At 69.6% G+C, this 18,933-nt stretch carries 14 protein-coding genes; 9 read left to right on the top strand and 5 right to left on the bottom strand.

Annotation, left to right across the window (positions count from 1 at the left end; all coding sequences use genetic code 11):
- On the bottom strand, positions 1–112 hold a 112-nt coding region (locus tag RMO12_RS05210; RefSeq protein WP_309638471.1), incomplete at its 3' end, for a DUF1348 family protein.
- 303 nt (positions 113–415) lie between these two features.
- On the opposite strand from RMO12_RS05210, the gene RMO12_RS05205 reads away from it, so the two are divergent.
- Positions 416–1,606: an MFS transporter gene (locus RMO12_RS05205; RefSeq protein ID WP_309638470.1), complete on the top strand. Its 1,191-nt coding sequence runs from the start codon at positions 416–418 to the stop codon at positions 1,604–1,606.
- Between the two features lie 55 nt (positions 1,607–1,661).
- Here the strand turns inward: RMO12_RS05205 and RMO12_RS05200 are convergent, their stop codons facing one another.
- From RMO12_RS05200 to cphA (RMO12_RS05190), 3 genes are read right to left on the bottom strand one after another with little or no spacing between them, the layout of a single operon-like run.
- On the bottom strand, positions 1,662–2,216 hold the full coding sequence (locus RMO12_RS05200; RefSeq protein ID WP_309638469.1) for an MOSC domain-containing protein: 555 nt from the start codon (positions 2,214–2,216) through the stop codon (positions 1,662–1,664).
- Between the two features lie 13 nt (positions 2,217–2,229).
- The gene (gene cphA, locus RMO12_RS05195) at positions 2,230–4,815 is read right to left on the bottom strand and encodes a cyanophycin synthetase (RefSeq protein ID WP_309638468.1); all 2,586 of its coding nucleotides are present in this window, start codon (positions 4,813–4,815) and stop codon (positions 2,230–2,232) included.
- A 1-nt stretch (position 4,816) separates the two neighbouring features.
- Positions 4,817–7,024: a cyanophycin synthetase gene (cphA, locus tag RMO12_RS05190; RefSeq protein WP_309638467.1), complete on the bottom strand. Its 2,208-nt coding sequence runs from the start codon at positions 7,022–7,024 to the stop codon at positions 4,817–4,819.
- A 192-nt stretch (positions 7,025–7,216) separates the two neighbouring features.
- On the opposite strand from cphA (RMO12_RS05190), the gene RMO12_RS05185 reads away from it, so the two are divergent.
- The 7 genes from RMO12_RS05185 to RMO12_RS05155 all read left to right on the top strand — a co-directional run bounded on the left by RMO12_RS05185 (position 7,217) and on the right by RMO12_RS05155 (position 16,363).
- Complete coding sequence (locus tag RMO12_RS05185; RefSeq protein WP_309638466.1) at positions 7,217–9,511, top strand: ABC transporter ATP-binding protein; 2,295 nt, start codon at positions 7,217–7,219, stop codon at positions 9,509–9,511.
- Between the two features lie 76 nt (positions 9,512–9,587).
- The gene (locus RMO12_RS05180) at positions 9,588–10,061 is read left to right on the top strand and encodes a DUF1854 domain-containing protein (RefSeq protein WP_309638465.1); all 474 of its coding nucleotides are present in this window, start codon (positions 9,588–9,590) and stop codon (positions 10,059–10,061) included.
- A gap of 251 nt (positions 10,062–10,312) precedes the next feature.
- Positions 10,313–13,909 carry an indolepyruvate ferredoxin oxidoreductase family protein gene (locus tag RMO12_RS05175; RefSeq protein WP_309638464.1) on the top strand — a complete coding sequence of 1,199 codons (3,597 nt, stop codon included), beginning with the start codon at positions 10,313–10,315 and terminating at the stop codon, positions 13,907–13,909.
- Entirely contained in the window at positions 13,887–14,372 is a 486-nt protein-coding gene (locus RMO12_RS05170; protein ID WP_309638463.1) for a HipA domain-containing protein, read from the top strand. Before RMO12_RS05175 ends, RMO12_RS05170 begins: the two co-directional genes overlap by 23 nt.
- Positions 14,373–14,578: 206 nt before the next feature.
- Positions 14,579–15,160, top strand: a complete 582-nt coding sequence (locus RMO12_RS05165; RefSeq protein WP_309638462.1) for a cytochrome b — start codon at positions 14,579–14,581, stop codon at positions 15,158–15,160.
- Positions 15,157–15,741, top strand: coding sequence for a YceI family protein (locus RMO12_RS05160; protein ID WP_309638461.1), 585 nt, complete (start codon positions 15,157–15,159; stop codon positions 15,739–15,741). Before RMO12_RS05165 ends, RMO12_RS05160 begins: the two co-directional genes overlap by 4 nt.
- Positions 15,742–15,793: 52 nt before the next feature.
- A complete protein-coding gene (locus RMO12_RS05155; protein ID WP_309638460.1) occupies positions 15,794–16,363 on the top strand; it encodes a YceI family protein in 570 nt (189 codons plus the stop codon).
- On the opposite strand, the gene RMO12_RS05150 is transcribed toward RMO12_RS05155, so the two are convergent.
- On the bottom strand, positions 16,353–18,173 hold the full coding sequence (locus RMO12_RS05150) for an ATP-binding protein (RefSeq protein ID WP_309638459.1): 1,821 nt from the start codon (positions 18,171–18,173) through the stop codon (positions 16,353–16,355). The two genes, RMO12_RS05155 and RMO12_RS05150, sit on opposite strands and share 11 nt — an antisense overlap.
- 117 nt (positions 18,174–18,290) lie before the next feature.
- Between RMO12_RS05150 and RMO12_RS05145 the strand changes: the two genes are divergently transcribed.
- Positions 18,291–18,884 carry a YceI family protein gene (locus RMO12_RS05145; protein ID WP_309638458.1) on the top strand — a complete coding sequence of 198 codons (594 nt, stop codon included), beginning with the start codon at positions 18,291–18,293 and terminating at the stop codon, positions 18,882–18,884.
- Positions 18,885–18,933: the final 49 nt, after the last annotated feature.

Here is an 18,933-nt window from a genome sequence, read left to right as displayed (position 1 = left end):
CGCCCACCACGCGGTCGGGGTCGCGGCTGTTCCAGGCGTCCTCGGCCAGGCGCACCTTCTGGCGCGCGGTGTCGGGAGTAAACGGCGGGGGCGGAGGGCGTGTCTCTTGCATCAAGGTCTCGTCGCGTGGGCCCCTCTCTGAGGGAGAAGGGCAAGACTTGCTCTCCCGTCGAGGGATGAAGAACCTCAGTAGGTCTTGTACGGCAGGAAATGCCGCTCATCACGATGCCAGTGGGTGATGCCGACCCATCGTCGCCCTTCGAAACGCACGCCGCAATGACCTTGCTTATCAAGGCGAGCTTGCCTCTCCGAAAGCACATCGGACCCGCTCGTCGTCGGGCGGACCGGCGTCAAAATGCAAACCAATGCTGCCGACGGTGTCAGCAAAAACAGGCATCCCTCGATCGGCTGACCGTTGACCTTATCGCCTCCGATCCCCACGCCTGCACGCCGCATCCTGCCGGTGATCGTGCTCGCACAGCTGGCCGGCACGTCGCCCTGGTTCGCCGTCAATGCGGTGATGCCGGACCTGCAGCGCAGCTTCGGCTGGCCCCCCGCGGCGGTGGCCACGCTGACCTCGGCGGTGCAACTCGGCTTCATCGCCGGTGCCTTGGTGTTCGCGCTGCTGGCCATCGCAGACCGCCTGTCGGCACGCCGTGTGTTCCTCGTGTGCGCGCTCGCCTCGGCACTCAGCACCTTGGCCGCGATGCAGTTCGCCGAGTCGTTTGCGGCACTCTGGTTCTGGCGAGCACTCACCGGTTTTTGCCTGGCCGGCATCTACCCGGTCGGGATGAAGCTGGCGGCGCTGTGGTTCCCGCGCGGCCTCGGCGCGGCGCTCGGGCTGTTGATCGCCGCGCTGGTGCTCGGCAGTGCCAGCCCGCACGCGCTGCGCGCGCTGTCGGTCGGGGCGCCGTGGACCGTCGTCTTCCAGGGCGTGGCGTTGGCGTCGGCGGCCGCCGGGCTGCTCCTGTACGTGCTGGTGCCGGAACCACCGCACGCGCCGGTCCGTGCCAGCGGCTTGCAGTTGCGCGCGCTGTGGGCGGCCGCCATCGACCCCCGCGTGCGTGCGTCCGTGCTCGGCTACTTTGGTCATATGTGGGAGCTGTACACCATGTGGGTGCTGGTGCCGGCGATCCTCGCCACGCGCCTGAGCGGCGCCGCGATGTCCTGGGCGGCCTTTGTGGTGCTGGGCGCCGGAGCGCTCGGCTGTGCCGTGGGGGGCGTCCTGGCGCGGCGCGTGGGCAGTGCTCGAGTGGCCGGTGCGCAGTTGGCGATCAGCGGCCTGTGCTGCGTTGCGGCGCCGGTGATGCTGCAAGCGCCCACGCCGCTGTTCGGCGCCTGGCTGCTTTTGTGGGGCATTACGGTTTCGGGCGACTCGCCTCAGTTCTCGGCGCTGACCGCTGGCAACGCGCCACCGGCGCTGGTGGGCAGCGTACTGACCCTCGCCAACAGCATCGGCTTCGCGATTTCGATCGTCAGTATTCAGCTCTTCGTCACGCTCGCCGAACACTGGCCGCTGGCCAAGGTGCTGCCCTGGCTCGCCCTCGGTCCCTTGCTCGGCATGATGGCGCTGCGGCCGTTGCTGAAGAACGGCACGCGCGCGTAGTCGGGCCGGCTTTCAGGAGCAGGCGCCCTCACGCTGGCCCTCCCAGCAGGAGAGGTCAGCCGAGAAGAGGCGCCGCAGTCGTTTCGCAGCGCACCCTATCGCCGACGCGGAGCAAGCCACCCACCAGCACCCGTGCCGTGACGCCGCCGTGGCCGCGCATGGCGTTGTAGCCGCCAACGCCGAGCGCTTCTTCCATGCGCGAGCACGGCTCGCAGGGGCCGGTGATTTCGAGTTGCACCGCGTCGCCGATGCGCAGCACGAGCGGCGCCTCACGAAACAGCGAACGCGCCGCCAGCAGGTTGAGGCCCGAGACGACGAGGTTGCGGCGCGGCAGTTCGGCGCCAACGCTGCCGCGGCCGCACAGCGCGGCGATGGCGGCCAGGTGCTCGGCCTGGATCAGCGTGACGTGACGCGCCTTGCCGGCCAAGCGCCCGGCCGCACGGGCGGCGCTGCGATCACCCTGCAGGCCGCGCTCGGCGATGGCGTCGGCACGGTCGACGCGCAACATCGGCGCCCGACGCGCGGGCCGCAGCAGGATCGCCTCGACCCGGCCTGCTTGTGCAAAGCGCTGCGACAGGTCGCGCAGCGTCGGGGCGGGTGCGCTCGTCAAGCGCCGCCCAGGCTCACGCGGTGGCCGCCGCCTCGGCGCAGCGCCGCGCCAGGTGCGCCAGCGCTTCCTCGATCTGGTCGACCAGCACCAGGCACAGGTCACCCGGGCGCAGCCGCTCGAGTGCGGTGTCGATGGCGACGAACTCACCGCGAATCTCGTCGATGCGGCGCGTGCGCCCGGCATCGGCCAGCCCTTCGCGCAGCAGCGCCATCACCTCGCCGTCGGCGCGGCCGCGTTGCGCCGCGTCCTGGTAGAGCAGCACGTCGTCGAAGCAGGCGCCGAGGATGGCGGTCTGCTCGCGAATGTCGGCGTCGCGCCGATCGCCCGCACCGCTGATGACGACCGAGCGGCGCTGCATCGGCCCCGCGGCCATGGCCTCGACGGCCTGTACCAGCGCGCGCATCGCATCGGGGTTGTGGCCGTAGTCGGCGATCACGGTGGCGCCGCGGTAGTCCATGAGGTTGAAGCGGCCGGGCACCGTGAGCACGTCGCTCACGAAGCTGCCCAGGCCCCGGCGCACCGCGTCCCAACTCAGGCCCGCGCCCCACGCCGCGGCCACGGCGGCCATCACGTTCTCGACCTGGAAGCCGATGGCGCCAGCGCGCGTGATCGGCACCTCGCGCAGCTCGACCTTCTCGCGCCAGGCGCCCTGCGCCGCGACGATGGCGCCGCCCTCGACGTAGACCACGCGCCGGCCCTGCGCGCGGTGCGTGGCCATGGCCGGGTGCTGGCGGTCGGCGGCAAAGAAGATCACCTGGCCGGGGCACACCGAGGCCATCGCGACCACCAACGGGTCGGCCGCGTTGAGCACCGCGTAGCCGTTGGCCGCCACGTTCTGCACGATCACGCGTTTGAGCACCGCCAGGTCTTCCACGGTGGTGATGTAGTTCAGGCCGAGGTGGTCGCCGCTGCCGACGTTGGTGACCACGGCGACCGAGCAGCGGTCAAAGCCCAGGCCCTCGCGCAGCACGCCGCCGCGCGCGGTCTCGAACACCGCCGCATCGACATCCGGGTGCAGCAGCACGCTGCGCGCGCTCTTCGGGCCGCTGCAGTCGCCGCTGTCGATCTGGCGTCCATTGACGTAGACGCCGTCGGTGTTGGTCATGCCGACGCACAGGCCGCTGGTGGCCAGCAGGTGCGCGATCAGCCGCGCGGTGGTGGTCTTGCCGTTGGTGCCGGTCACCGCCACGGTGGGGATGCGGCCGTCGTCGCCGGGCGCAAACAGGTTGGCGACGATCGCCTCGCCGACGTTGCGGCCCTTGCCGTAGGACGGCGACAGGTGCATGCGCAGCCCCGGTGCGGCATTGACCTCGACCACGCCGCCGCTTTGATCTTCGAGCGGGCGCTGCACGCTCTCGCACACCACGTCGACGCCGCACACATGCAGGCCGACCATCTGCGCCGCGGCCACCGCGCGCGCCGCCACTTCGGGGTGGACCTCGTCGGTCACGTCGGTGGCGGTGCCGCCGGTGCTGAGGTTGGCGTTGTTGCGCAGGATCACGCGCCGGCCCTTGTCGGGCACCGACGCGGGTGCGAGGCCTTGGGCATCGAGCCGCGCCATGGCGATGTCGTCGAAGCGGATCTTGGTGAGCGAAGTGGCGTGGCCCTCGCCCCGCCGCGGGTCGGCGTTGACCTTGTCGACCAGCTCGCGCACGCTGTGCAGGCCATCGCCGATGACGTGCGGCGGGTCGCGCCGCGCCGCGGCGATGAGCCGGTCGCCCACCACCAGCAGGCGGAAGTCGCTGCCGGGCAAGAATTTCTCGACCATCACCGTGCCGATCTCGGCCGCCGCCTGGTAGGCCAGCTCGAGTTGTGCGCGGCTGTCGACGTTGACGGTGACGCCCTTGCCCTGGTTGCCGTCCTGCGGCTTCAGGACCACCGGCAGACCGATCGCCTCGGCCACCGCCCAGGCCTCGTCGGGCGACTCGACCGGCCGCCCGATCGGCACCGGCACGCCCGCCGCCTGCAGCAGGGTCTTGGTGAGGTCCTTGTCCTGGCCGATGGTCTCGGCGACCGCGCTGGTCGCGTCGATCTCGGCGGCCCAGATGCGCCGCTGCTTCACTCCCCAGCCGAACTGCACCAGGCTGCCCTGGGTGAGGCGGCGGTAGGGAATGTTGCGCGCCAGCGCGGCGTCGACGATGGCACCGGTGCTCGGGCCCAGGCGCAGGTCTTCGTCGGTTTCGCGCAGGCGGGCGATGGCGGCGTCCACGTCGAAGGCGCTGCCCTCGAGCGCTGCATTCACCAGCGCCTGCGCCAGCTCGAACGCGAGGCGCCCGACCGCCTCTTCGCTGTACTGCACCACCACCTGGAAGATGCCCGGCTCCGCCGTCCGCGAGGTGCGGCTGAAGGTCACCGGGCAGCCGGCCGCCGCCTGCAGCGCGAGCGCGGCCACCTCCAGCACATGCGCCAGCGAGATCGACGCGCCGCCGCCGCCCGGCCACAGCTCGCCGATGGCCGGGAACAGCGAGCGCACGCGCGCTTCGAAGCCCGGCAGGTCGGCAATGAAGCAGGCCGACGTGCAGCCCACGATCGCCTCGATGGCGGTGTGTCGGCTCCACAGGTTGGGGCCGCGAAGGGCGCGGATGCGGGAGACGTCCATGTCAAAACAAGCCTGCCTGCGACGGCGCGACGTCGGGCAACCGGAACTCGAAGGTCTCGATGCCGGCGGCGATGAGGTCGGGCGAGATGCCCAGCGCCCAGGCGGTGGCGACCGCGGCGAGCAGCACCTGCGTTGCCGCCGCCGTGCTGCCGGCCTGCGACAGCCGTTCGCCGTCGGACAGCAGCGTCTCGGCCGCGCCGCGCGCCAGCACGATGCGGCCGTCGCGCACGTAGACGGCGCGGCCGCCGCCTTCGCGGTGCTGCCTCATCGCAGCGGCGTTCGCGTCGCAGGCGTAGAGGATGACTTCGCCGTCGCACAGTTCGGCCAGGCCCGCCACGCGCGCGTCGGCGCCGTTGAGCACCGCCACGCCCTCGGCGAGCACCACGTCGACCTGGGTGCGCAGCACCTTGACCATCTGGTCGGCGCCCTCGATGTCGAACTCGGCCAAGGCCTCGGCGCCGTCGAGATCGGTCACCACACCGACCTGGCAACGGTCGTAGGCCAGGCCCTCGCGCAGGATCGTCTCGGCGCCGTTCTCGAACACCGCCGCTTCGACGTTGCGGTTGATGAGCAGACGCCGGCCCGGCTCCCAGCGCGCGCAGTCGCTGCGCTCGACGCGGCGGCGGTCGAGGAAGAGCCCGTCGCGACACGCCAGGCCGACCCTGCGGCCGCTTAAGTGGACCAGCCACGCGACCAAGCGCGCAATCGTCGCGGTGCCGCGCGAGCCGGCCACGCCGACGATCGGGATGCGGCCACTGGCCTCGTGCTCGGTCGGCGGGAACAGGTGGTCGACGATGGCGCGGCCCACCGGCCGCGGGCTGCCTTCGGCGGGCTTGAGGTGCGAGAGCAACCCCGGCCCGGCATTCACTTCGACGATCGCGCCGCCCTGCGCAGCCAGCGGCTTGCCGATGTCTTCAGCCACCACGTCGACCCCCGCCACGTCCAGGCCGACCACGCGCGCGGCCAGCGACACGAGGTGCGCCACGTCGGGGTGGACCTGGTCGGTGCAGTCGATGGCGACGTTGCCGTTGCGCTGCACCAGCACGCGCTTGCCGGCTGCCGGCACGCTGTCGGGCGTGAGGCCCTGGCGCTGCAGGTCAAGCAGGATCACGCCGTCTTCGCGCGCATTCAGGCGGTTGAGCGGATGGTCTTCGGTGAGGCCGCGGCGCGGGTCGGAATTGATCTGCGCATCGACCAGCTCGGCCACGTTGGCGACGCCGTCGCCGGTGACCCAGGCGGCCTGCCCGCGCGCCGCCGCGACCACCTTGCCGCCCACCACCAACAGCCGGTGTTCGTCGCCACGCACGTAGCGCTCCACCAGCACTTCGCTGCCGTGGCGGTCGGCCACCGCCCAGGCGGCTTCGACTTCCTCGCGGGTGCCGAGGTCGAGCGTGACGCCGCGGCCGTGGTTGCCGTCGGAGGGCTTCACCACCACCGGCAGCCCGATGTCTTCGGCCGCCTCCCAGGCCTCGGCCGGGCTCTTGGCGACACGGCCTTCTGGCACCGGCACACCCACGGCCTGAAGCAGGCTCTTGGTGAGATCCTTGTCACCGGCGATGCCCTCGGCGATGGCGCTGGTGCGGTCGGTCTCGGCGGTCCAGATGCGGCGCTGGCGCGCGCCGTGGCCGAGCTGCACGAGGTTGCCATCGTTCAGACGCAGGTGCGGTATGCGCCGGTCGGTGGCCGCCGCGACGATGGCCGCGGTGCTCGGGCCGAGGTAGCAATCGTCGAGCTTCTCGCGCACCGCGGCCACCCCGGCGGGTACGTCGAAAGACTCGTCGTTGATGGCGGCCATCAGCAGGCGGTGGCCCTGCGCGAGCGCGGCGCGCGCCACCTGCTCGTCGCGCGCCCGGAACACCATGCGGTAGACGCCGCGCTTGGCCATGCTGCGTGTCTGCCCGAAGCCGGTGGGCATGCCCGCCAGGTTGAGCAGCTCGATCACCACATGCTCGAGCACGTGGCCGGCCCAGGTGCCGGCCACAAGCCGCTGCAGGAAACCGCCGCGTTCGCCCACGCCGCAGTGGTGCTCGGCGAGCGCCGGCAGCATCGCGACGAGGCGCTCGTTGAAGCCGGGCAACTCGTGCGAGGGCGAGTCTTCGAGTTCGCCGAGGTCGAGCCAGACCTCCAGCACGGGGCGGTAGGTCCAGACATTGGGGCCGCGCAGGTAGTTGATGCGCAGCAGCTGCAGATCGTCCCTTTTCGTCTTCATCGGCGGCCGGCTCGGCGCGCCTGCGAAGGTCGGCGCTGCCTCGGGATTGTGCCCCCGGCCCAGCGCCTGCACCACCCGGCAAACCGCTGCCGAAAGTGCCGCGGTCGCCGCCTTCTCGCGCGGTCCGCTTCGGCGAGAATCCGCGACCCGGGGCGGGGTCACGATCGCAAGACCCCGGCCCACCGTATCGACATGCATCAACATTCGCTCACCGCCTCCGTTGCGTCTGATCGGCCCGAAGCGGCCGACCTTCAATCGCATCTGGCAGCCGACGAGAACGTGCTGGCGACGCTCGCGGTTGACCTGGACGCGAGCCTGCGCTTTGGCCACGGCCTGGTCGCACTGACCGACCGGCGGCTGCTCGCGCACGCGGAGTCGGCGACCGGCTGGCGCGAATGGCCGCTGGCCGCGGGCCTCGCGCTGCGTCATGCCGACCATGCCGGCGTGGGCACCTTGGAGCTGCACGACGGCGCGGCACGCCTGGCGCAATGGCGCTTCACCCTCGGCGCGAACGCTGCGGCGCTGCGCCTGGTCACGCAGTTCGAGCGCCAGTCCCGCCGCCGCGCCGCGCCGCTGGCGGGCGCGCTCGACGAGGCCGACGACGGCGAAGAAATCACCGACTTCGGCCGCGAGTCGCCCACCCCGCCCTCGACCTGGGTGCTGCTGCGCCTGTGGCGTTTTGCACGGCCCTACCGCAAGCAGCTCGCCACCGGCTTCGGGCTCACGCTCGCCGCCACCGCCGCGACCCTGGTGCCGCCCTACCTCACCATTCCGCTGATGGACAAGGTGTTGATCCCGTTCCAGAACGGCCAGCGCATCGACCCGGCCTACGTGCTCACCTTGCTGGTCGGGCTGCTGGGCGCAGCGCTCGCCGCCTGGGGCCTGGGCTGGGCGCGCACCTGGCTGCTCGCACTCGTCTCCGAGCGCATCGCCGCGGACCTGCGCACCGCGGCGTTCGAGCATTTGCTCGAGCTCTCGCTCGACTACTTTGGTGGCAAGCGCACCGGCGATTTGATGGCGCGCATCGGCTCCGAGACCGACCGCATCTCGGTGTTCCTGTCGCTGCACGCGCTCGACTTCGCCACCGACGTGCTGATGATCGGCATGACCGCCGCGATCCTGATCACCATCAACCCCTGGCTCGCGGTCGTGACCCTGCTGCCGCTGCCCTTCATCGCCTGGATGATCCATTTGGTGCGCGACCGGCTGCGCACCGGCTTCGAGAAGATCGACCGCGTGTGGGGCGACGTGACCAACGTGCTGGCCGACACCATCCCGGGCATCCGCGTGGTCAAGGCGTTTGCGCAGGAGCGGCGCGAGGCCGAGCGCTTTCGTGAAGCCAACAAGCACAACCTGGCGGTCAACGACCGGCTCAACAAGACGTGGTCGCTGTTCTCGCCCACCGTCTCGCTGCTCACCGACATCGGCCTGCTGGTGGTGTGGGCCTTTGGCATCTGGCTGGTGAGCCAGAGCCAGATCACGGTGGGCGTGCTGACCGCCTTCATCGCCTACATCGGGCGCTTCTACACGCGGCTCGATTCGATGAGCCGCATCGTCTCGGTGACGCAGAAGGCGGCGGCCGGCGCCAAGCGCATCTTCGACATCCTCGATCACGTGTCCAACGTGCCCGAGCCCGCCGAGCCGGTGGCGATGGGTGTGCTGGCCGGGCACATCGAAATGCGCGGCATCGGCTTTCGCTACGGCCCGCGCAGCGTGATCCGCGCGCTCGACCTCGACATCCGCCCCGGCGAAATGATCGGTCTGGTGGGTCACAGCGGCTCGGGCAAGAGCACGCTGGTGAACCTGATCTGCCGCTTCTACGACGTGAGCGACGGTGCCATCTTCGTGGACGGCACCGACATCCGCCGCTACGGCGTGGCCGACTACCGGCGCCACATAGGTTTGGTGTTGCAGGAGCCGTTTCTCTTCTTCGGCACCATCGCCGAGAACGTGGCCTACGGCAAGCCCGCCGCGTCGCGCGAGGAGATCGTGGCCGCCGCGCGCGCCGCGCATGCGCACGAGTTCATCCTGCGCCTGCCGCAGGGCTACGACTCGCTGGTCGGCGAGCGCGGCCAGGGCCTGTCGGGCGGCGAGCGCCAGCGCATTTCCATCGCGCGCGCACTGCTCATCGACCCCAAGATCCTGATCTTGGACGAGGCCACTTCCTCGGTCGACACCGAGACCGAAAAAGAGATTCAGAAGGCGCTCGACAACCTGGTGCAGGGCCGCACCACCATCGCCATCGCGCACCGCCTCTCCACCTTGCGCAAGGCCGATCGGCTGGTGGTGATGGACCGCGGCCGCGTGGTCGAGGTCGGGCCGCACGACGAGCTGATGGCACGGCAAGGAGCGTACTTTCGCCTCTACGACGCGCAGGCGCGGCGCGCCGACACCGATGAAGGTGACGATGCCGCCGACGAAGCACGCAGCGTCATCGTCGCCAGCCACCTGCCCGCCCATGCCGCGCATCCGGCCGGCACGCCATGAGCCGGCTCATGCGCGCCATGCACACCGCACGTGCCGCACACGCACGCACGCAAGGCAGGTTCAGCCTGTCCACGCGATGAGCGCCCCGCCCGACCTTCAGCTCGAACGCGACGCCTTCGGCCGCCTCGTCTTCACCGACGCCGCCGGCCTGCGTCACGAGGGCGTGGTGCCGGTGCGCGCCTTTCCGCTCGCCGCGCCCGACGAAGGGCTCTCGCTGGTCGGCCACGACGGCAGCGAACTGGCGTGGATCGCCCGCCTCTCGACGCTGCCCGATTCTTTGCGCGCCCTCATCGACGACGAACTCGCGAGCCGTGAATTCACCCCGGTGATCCTGCGGCTGAGGAGCGTGTCGACCTACTCGACCCCGAGCACCTGGGAGGTCGACACCGACCGCGGCGAGACGCGCCTGGTGCTCAAGGGCGAAGAGGACATCCGCCGCCTGGCGGGCGGCGCGCTGCTCATTGCCGACAGCCAGGGCATCCAGTTTTTGGTGCGCGACCTGCTCGCGATGGACCGTCACTCCAAGCGGCTGCTCGAGCGGTTTTTGTAGCGCGGCGGCGCGTTGGCCGGCACCGGCTGGCCCCCATCCCAGCCTTCCCCCAGCGGGGGGAAGGAGCAAGAAGGCAGAGGCTTTGCGGAGCGTGGGCTGGCCCCAGCCCGGCCTTGCCCGGCTGCGGAGCCAGACGGCAGCGACGATGGGCTTTGCCTACACTGGTGATTACTTCCCACCCCCCTGCCGGGTGGCCGCGTCACGAGCGCGGCTGACCGGCGCACTCCGCCATCGAGCACGAGCTGAACCGCATGAACGCCCCCCTCCCCGAGTCGATCCGCCGCGCCCTCGAGACGGTCACGCTGGACGACAAGTACGCACTCGCGTGCGGCCGCGCCTTCATGAGCGGCGTGCAGGCGCTGGTGCGACTGCCGATGCTGCAGCGCCAACGCGACGCGCTGGCGGGGCTCAACACCGCCGGCTTCATCAGCGGCTACCGCGGCTCGCCGCTGGGCGGCTACGACCAGGCGCTGTGGGCCGCCAAGAAACACCTCGCGGCCAACCAGATCGTGTTCCAGCCGGGCGTCAACGAAGAACTCGCCGCGACGGCGGTGTGGGGCACGCAGCAGCTCGACCTCTACCCCGAAAGCAAGAAATTCGACGGCGTGTTTGGCCTCTGGTACGGCAAGGGCCCGGGCGTGGACCGCTGCTCTGACGTCTTCAAGCACGCCACCATGGCGGGCACGGCACGCCATGGCGGCGTGCTCGCGATCGCCGGCGACGACCACATGAGCAAGAGCTCGACCGTGGCGCATCAAAGTGACCACATCTTCAAGGCCTGCGGCCTGCCGGTGTTCTTTCCGTCGAGCGTGCAAGACATCCTCGACATGGGCCTGCATGCCATCGCCATGAGCCGCTTCTCGGGCGTGTGGGCGGCCATGAAGACGGTGCAGGAGGTGGTGGAGTCCTCGGCCTCGGTGTCGGTCGACCCGGACCGCGTGAAGATCGTGCTGCCCGAGGACTTCTTGATGCCCCCGGGCGGCCTGCACATCCGCTGGCCCGACCCGCCGCTCGAGCAGGAAGCGCGGCTGATGGACTACAAGTGGTATGCGGCGCTGGCCTATGTGCGTGCCAACCGGCTCAACTTCAACGTGATCGAAGGGCCGCGCGATCGCTTCGGCATCATCGCCAGCGGCAAGGCCTACAACGACACGCGCCAGGCGCTGGCCGACCTGGGCCTCACCGACGACACCTGCCGCGCCCTGGGCATCCGGCTGCACAAGGTGGGCGTGGTGTGGCCGCTCGAGGCCGCCACCACGCGCGAGTTCGCACGCGGGCTGCAAGAGATCCTGGTGGTCGAAGAAAAGCGCCAGGTCATTGAATACCAGATCAAGGAAGAGCTCTACAACTGGCGCGCCGACGTGCGACCCAATGTGCTGGGCAAGTTCGACGAGCCCGAGGGCGACCTGGACCGGGACGGGCCCTTCGGTGGCCACGGCGGCGAGTGGAGCCGGCCCAACCCGAGCGAGAACTGGCTGCTGCGCGCCAAGGCCGACCTCACGCCGGCCATCATCGCCAAGGCCATCGCCAAGCGGCTCGTGAAATTGGGCGTGGTGCCGGCGGGCAGCGACATCGGCGCGCGCATGCAGGCGCGCATCGCCACCATCGACGCGCGCGAAAAGGCGATGAGCGAGCAGAAGGCCGACACCGGCGAGCGCGCACCGTGGTTCTGCAGCGGCTGCCCGCACAACACCAGCACGCGCGTGCCAGAAGGCTCACGCGCCGTCGCGGGCATCGGCTGTCACTACATGACGGTGTGGATGGACCGCAGCACCTCCACCTTCACGCAGATGGGCGGCGAGGGCGTGTCTTGGGTGGGCCAGCAGCCGTTCACGACCGAGCCGCATGTGTTTGCCAACCTTGGCGACGGCACCTACTTCCACAGCGGCCTGCTGGCGATCCGCCAGGCCATCGCCGCGGGCGTGAACATCACCTACAAGATTCTCTACAACGACGCGGTCGCCATGACCGGCGGCCAGCCGATTGGCGAGCGAGCCGAGGGTCACTCGGTGCTGCAGATCATGAACAGCGTGCTCTCCGAAGGCGCGGTGCGGCTGGTGATCGTGACCGACGAGCCGGACAAGTACGACGGCGCGGCGCTCGCGCCCGGCGTCACCGTGCATCACCGCGACGAACTCGACCGCATCCAGCGCGAGCTGCGTCTCGTCAAGGGCACGACCGCGATCATCTACGACCAGACCTGCGCCACCGAGAAGCGCCGCCGCCGCAAGCGCGGCCTGCTGGCGGACCCCGACAAGCGCGTCGTCATCAACGAGCTGGTGTGCGAAGGCTGCGGCGACTGCTCGGTGCAATCGAACTGCCTGTCGGTCGAGCCGGTGGAGACGGAATTCGGCCGCAAACGCCGCATCAACCAGAACACCTGCAACAAGGACTACTCCTGCGTGAAGGGCTTCTGCCCGAGCTTCGTCACGGTCGAAGGCGGGCAGCTCCGCAAGCCCAAGCAGGAAAAGAAGGACGATCTCGCGGCGCTCGCGACGCTTGTGCCACTGCCCCAGCCGGTGCTGCCAGCCACCGAGACGGCCTGGGGCATCGTGGTCGGCGGCGTGGGCGGCACCGGCGTCATCACCATCGGCCAATTGCTGGGCATGGCCGCGCACCTCGAGGGCAAGGGCGTGGTCACGCAAGACGCCGGCGGCCTGGCGCAAAAAGGCGGCGCGACCTGGAGCCACATCCAGATCGCCAACCGCCAGGGCGCCATCCACACCACCAAGGTCGACACCGCCCAGGCCGACCTGGTGATCGCCTGCGACCCGATCGTGGCCGCCAGCAAGACCACCTTGGCGGTGATGCAGCCCGGCCGTACCTACGTGGCGCTGAACACGCACGGCACGCCGACGGCCGCCTTCGTCCACGACCCCGACTGGCAGTTTCCCGCGGCCCAATGCGAAAGCGCGATCCAGGCCGCCGTGGGTCGCGAGCGGGTGGGCTCCTTCGACGCCGAGCAAGTGGCGGTGCAATTGCTCGGCGACTCGATCTACACCAACCCGCTGATGCTCGGCTTTGCGTGGCAGCAGGGCCGCGTGCCGCTCACGCACGCGTCGCTGATGCGTGCCATCGAACTCAATGGCGTTCAGCCCGACAACAACAAGGCCGCCTTCGAGTGGGGCCGTCGCTGCGCCCACGACCTGGCCGCCGTGCAGGCGCTGTTCAGGGCCGCGCAGGTGATCCAGTTCGTCAAGCGCCCCTCGCTGGCCGACACGGTGGCCCGGCGCGTCGAGTTCCTGGTCGGCTACCAGAACGCCGCCTATGCCCAGCGCTACCAGGCCTTCGTCGACAAGGTCAAGGCGGCCGAAGCGCCGCTCGGCTCGACCCGGCTCACCGAGGCCGTGGCGCGCTACCTCTTCAAGCTCATGGCCTACAAGGACGAGTACGAGGTCGCCCGGCTGCACACCGACCGCGCCTTCACCGAGCGCATCGCCGGCATGTTCGAGGGCGACTACAAGCTGGTCCACCATCTCGCGCCGCCGCTCATGGCCAAACGCAATGACCATGGCGAACTGCAGAAGCGCCCCTTCGGCCCCTGGATGCGCCACGCGTTCGCGCTGCTCGCCCGCATGAAAGGCCTGCGTGGCACGCCCTTCGATCCCTTCGGCCGCTCGACCGAGCGCAAGACCGAGCGCGCGCTGGTCGACGAGTACCGCGCCTCGATCGAGGAGCTGCTGGCCTCGCTCACCGCTGCCAGCTTGTCGCAGGCAGCGGAGATCGCGCGCATCCCGGAAGAGATTCGCGGCTACGGCCACGTGAAGGCGCGCCACCTGGAGGCGGCGCGCAAGAAGTGGCACGGGCTGATGGGGCAGTGGCGCGATGCGGCCCGCGCCGCCGCCTGAATTGCGCCATGCGGTAGCGCTCGACGGCATCCACGAGGCCTTTGTCGGCGGCCCCATGCAGCATTGGGCCGCCAGCGCCGACGTGCTGGCCATGCAGCGCCGCGTGAGCGCCGGGGACGCGCAACGCGTGCGCCTGTGGCGCGCCTTCGGCCGGTTGATCGGCAACAGCGACATGCACTTCGGCAACTTCAGCCTCTGGACCGACGAGCCGGCCAGCGGGCGCTTCTCTCTGGCGCCCTGCTACGACATGCTGCCGATGTGCTACCGGCCCGACCTGCAGCGCAGCGACTTCGGCCCAACGCCGATCGAACCCGCCACCCCGACGCTGCCTGACGCCGCGGTCTGGCCCGAGGCGCTGCGGCTAGCGCGAACGTTCTGGCGAGGTGTCGCCGATCACCGCCCCTGCAGCGTCGCGTTCCGCGAGGTCGCAGAGCAAAACGCAGCTCGCCTCGGCCGCGGCTGAGCGCCACTTTGACAACGCGCTCGGCGCAGGGTCGGGCGGGTCTGCGCCGTTGCAGCCGCGCCGTCCATCACAAGCCCCCTGCAAAGCGAACACCGGCGCTGCCTCGAAAGCTGCGACAACTCCCGTGAATCCACGGGTCGCGAACAATCCCTACAGTCCCCGTTCGGCAACCGGCATCGCGCCGTCCCTGTGAAGCCCCACACCGCATGAGAGTTCCCGCCCCTGGCGCCCGCTACACCGGCCTCGCGATCACGCTGCATTGGCTGCTGGCGTTTGCCATCCTGGGCAGCCTGGGGTTTGGCTGGTACATGACCGGACTGCCGTTTTCTCCCTCGCGCCTGCGGCTCTACAACTATCACAAGTGGGCCGGCATCACGATCCTGGCGCTGTCGGCGCTGCGTCTGTCGTGGCGGCTCACGCACCGCCCGCCGGCCCTGTCTTCGGCCGTGCAGGCGTCGATGCCGGGCTGGCAACTGCGCACCTACCACGCGTCGCACCGGCTGATGTACGTACTGTTCTTCGCCGTGCCGCTGGCCGGCTGGTCCTACAGCTCGATGGCGGGCTTTCCGGTCGTATGGTTCGGGGTGTTGCCGCTGCCCGACTTCGTGGCGGTCGACAAGGAATTCGCCAAGGTGTTCAAGCCGGTCCACGCGATCCTGGCCTACACGTTATTAGCTCTGGTGCTGCTGCATGTGGCGGCGGCACTCAAGCACCAGTTCGTCGACCACGACGGACTGCTCACCCGCATGCGCTTCGGCCGTGCCCCCCGAGGAACCCTCGCCCGATGAGAACCGCCTCAACCCTGTCGCTGGCCTTGCTGGCCGGCGCAATGCTCGGCCTGGCGCAACCGACGCTCGCGCAGACCACTGCTGCCAAGCTCATTGCACCGCAAAGCGAGATCGCATTCGTGAGCAAGCAGATGGGCGTGCCGGTCGAAGGCACGTTCAAGAAGTTCGACGCCAAGGTGGCGTTCGACCCCAGGAAACCCGAGGCCGGCTCCATCGCCTTCACCGTGGACACCGCCAGCGCCACGCTCGGTGTGCCCGAGACCGACGCCGAACTGCCGCGCCCCGAATGGTTTGGCACGGTCAAATTTCCGCAGGCCACGTTTCAGTCGAGCAGCATCAAGGCGCTGGGTGGCGGCAAGTTCGAAGTCGCCGGCAAGCTCGACATCAAAGGCATGGTGCGTGCCGTGGTCGTGCCGGTGACGCTCACTCAATCGGGCGCGACCAGCACCGCGACCGGCGCCTTCGCGATCAAGCGGCTCGACTTCAACATCGGCGGAGGCGAATGGAACGACACCTCGCTGGTCGCCAACGACGTGCAAGTCAAATTCAAGCTCGCGCTCACCGGCCTCGGCCCGCTGTGAACCCCGCGCCAGCCCCGTTTCTTTTTTCCCTCCACCCTCCAGGAATCGTTCAATGACGCACAAGCTGACCTTTGCCGCGCTCGCGCTGGCCGCCGCGACCGCCGCCCAGGCCGAACCCACCACCTACCAGATCGACCCCAGCCACACCTTCGTCACCTTTGAAGTGGTGCATTACGGCACCTCCACCGTGCGCGGGCGCTTCGACAAGAAGGAAGGCACGGTGCAGTTCGACCGCGCCGCCAAGACCGGCAAGGTGGAGCTGACGATCGACATCGCCTCCATCAGCACCGGGGTCGAGGCCTTCAACGGCCAACTCGTCGGCGAGCGCTGGTTCAAGGCCACCGAATTCCCGAGCGCCACCTTCACCGGCGACAAGTTCGGTTTCACCGGCGACAAGGTCTCCGAAGTGGCGGGCACGCTCACCTTCATGGGCAAGAGCAACCCGGTCGTGCTCGAGGCGAGCAACTTCAACTGCTACCTCAACCCGCTGGTCAAGCGCGAGGTCTGCGGCGGCGACTTCTCCGTCACCATCCAGCGCAGCCAGTACGGCATGACGCAAGGCCTGCCCAACATTCCCGACACCGTGCGCCTGGTGGTGCAGGTGGAGGCCGTCAAACAATGATGTCGGGACGCACGCCCTTGCGGATGCCGTCCGCGTCGATCGGCAGCAGGTAGCACGCCAGCAGCGAGCGCAGCTCCTCCTCCCGAAAGGGCTTGGCGAGGTACTCGTCCATGCCCGCTTCGAGGCAGCGCTCGCGGTCGCTCTCGAAGGCATTGGCAGTGAGCGCCACGATCGGCACGCGCGGCAGGCCCAGCTCCTCTTCGCGCGCGCGGATCGCGCCGGTGGCGGCAAAGCCGTCCAGCTCCGGCATCTGGCAGTCCATCAGCAGCAGGTCGGGACGGCCGTGCTGCCAGCGATCGACCGCCTGGGCGCCGTTTTCAACCAACTCCACTTCGAGGCCGAACTGGCGCAGCATCGCCTCGACCACCAGCGCATTGACCGGGTTGTCCTCGGCCACCAGCACCCGCCCGACCAGGCGACGCGGCGCGGGCGGCACCGGCACTTCTTGCGGCTGCGTGTCCGGCAGCGCCGGGGGCAGCGGCGCCTCGAAGCTGAACACCGAACCGACGCCGATGCGGCTCCTGGCCCGCAAGTCACCGCCCATCGCGCGCGCCAGCTCGCGCGCGATCGTCAATCCCAGGCCGGTGCCGCCGTGGCGCCGGTCGAACTCGCCTTCGACCTGGTAAAAAGCTTCAAAGATGTGCTCGAGCCGCGCAGCGGCGATGCCCACGCCACTGTCCTCGACGTCGATGCGCACCCGGCCGGTAGCGGCGTGGCGCACCGCCTTGATGCGCACACGGCCCGATTCGGTGAACTTGATGGCGTTGCCGAGCAGGTTTTGCAGCACCTGCCGCACGCGCGCGGCGTCGCCGCGCATCCAGGTGCCGGTCACGCCCAGGCCGTCGGTTTCCACCTCGAGGGCCAGCCCCTTGTCGCGCGCACCGCCACCGCCGAGTGCCGCCACGTCCTCGATCAACTCTTCCAGGTCGAAAGGCTCGTCGGCCAGGCGCATGCGGCCAGCTTCGATCTTGGCGAAGTCGAGTACGTCGTTGATGAGCCCGAGCAGTTGCGCGCCCGAGCGCTCGATCAGGCCGACCGTCGACGCCGTGCGCTGCGCGCTGGCGCCCGCCAGCGCCTGCTCGCGCAAGTGCCGCGCCAACCCGAGCATGCCGTGCAGCGGCGTGCGCATTTCGTGGCTCATGGTGGCGAGGAACTGGCTCTTCACCGCGCTGTGACGCTCGGCGAGCGTGAGCGCCCGTGCATGGGCTTGCGCCTCGTCTTCCAGTAGCAGGCGCAGGCGCAGCAGTTCGCTCACCTGGCGTGCGGCGATGCGCGTCGTGGCCAAGTGCAGCAGCAAAAACACCAGCAGAACCGCCCCGGCGTAAGTGCCCACAACGCCGCCACGCCATAACTGCGCTGCGGCCGGGGGCAGCAGCACCGCCATGCCGTAGGCCGTGGCCAGCGGCAGGTGAGGCGCCATCATCGTGCCGGCCACTGCCACCACCGCGACCAACGCGGCCAGCAGCAGCATGGTGATCACCGGGTCATCGAGAGGCGCCATCACCGCAATGCCCAGGCCCCAGGACAGGCCGTCGAGCACCAGCAGGCTGGTGTAGGCGGCACGCCAGTGGGCCAGTGACGACGCTGCCTCGGGCTCGAAGCGCGCAAGCATCCACAGCCGCAACGCCACCAGCAGCAGCCGCAGACCCAACCAGCCGAACAGCAGCGCGTTGGGCATGCGCGACCACAGCAGCGCGAACACCAGCAAGGTGGCCGACAGGCTCATCCAGGCGCTAGCGCGGCCCCGCTCATGGAGCAACTCCACCTGAACGGCCAACAGGCGCGACGAGGTCTCGTCGGAGGCGTCCAACTGAAGGGTCGAGGAAAAGCGAGACTCCATTGGAAACAGTTTGATGGAAATTGCGCACAAATGTAAGCGCGCGAATGGGGGACTCGCGGCTGCCGGGCGCTGCTTAGGATCGGCCCCATGTGGCTCTCTCCACGCTTTTGGTGCGGCGCAGCGCTCACGCTGGCGACCGCGTTCGTCGCCGGCGGTGCGGCCGGCGAGCCGCTGCACTACACGCTCGATTCCGCGCACAGCTGGGTGCAATTCGAGCTGCTGCACTTTGGCACCTCGACCATCCGCGGCCGGCTCGGCCCGGCCAAAGGCTACGTCGAACTCGACCGCGCAAGCGGCCAGGGCAGCGTCGGCATCGAAATCGCCACCGGCTCCGTCGACACCGGCATCAAGCCCTTTGACGCACGCATCCGAAGGCCCGACCTGCTCGATACCGAGGCCAACCCCACCGCCTGGTTCATTTCGCGGCAACTTCAATTCGACGGCGAGCGCCTGGTGTCACTGCGCGGCGAACTCACGCTGCGCGGCACCAGCCAGCCCCTGACCCTGACCGCGACGCGTTTTGCCTGCCACGACGACGCGATCACCCGGCGCCAAATCTGCGGCGGCGACTTCGAAGCCGAAATCAAACGCAGCGACTTCGGCATGCACTTCGGGCTGCCGCTGGTGGGCGACGCGGTAAGGCTGCGGGTGCAGGTGGAGGGCGTGCGGGCCGATCGATGAGCGGGCGCGTCTCGATATCAAAAAAGCGAAAGGCCGCATATAGCGGCCT

This window comes from Methylibium sp., assembly GCF_031393925.1.
Lineage (GTDB): Bacteria > Pseudomonadota > Gammaproteobacteria > Burkholderiales > Burkholderiaceae_C > Methylibium.
The sequence above is the reverse complement of the archived record's forward strand: the minus strand, read 5'-3'. Positions and strand labels throughout refer to the sequence as shown.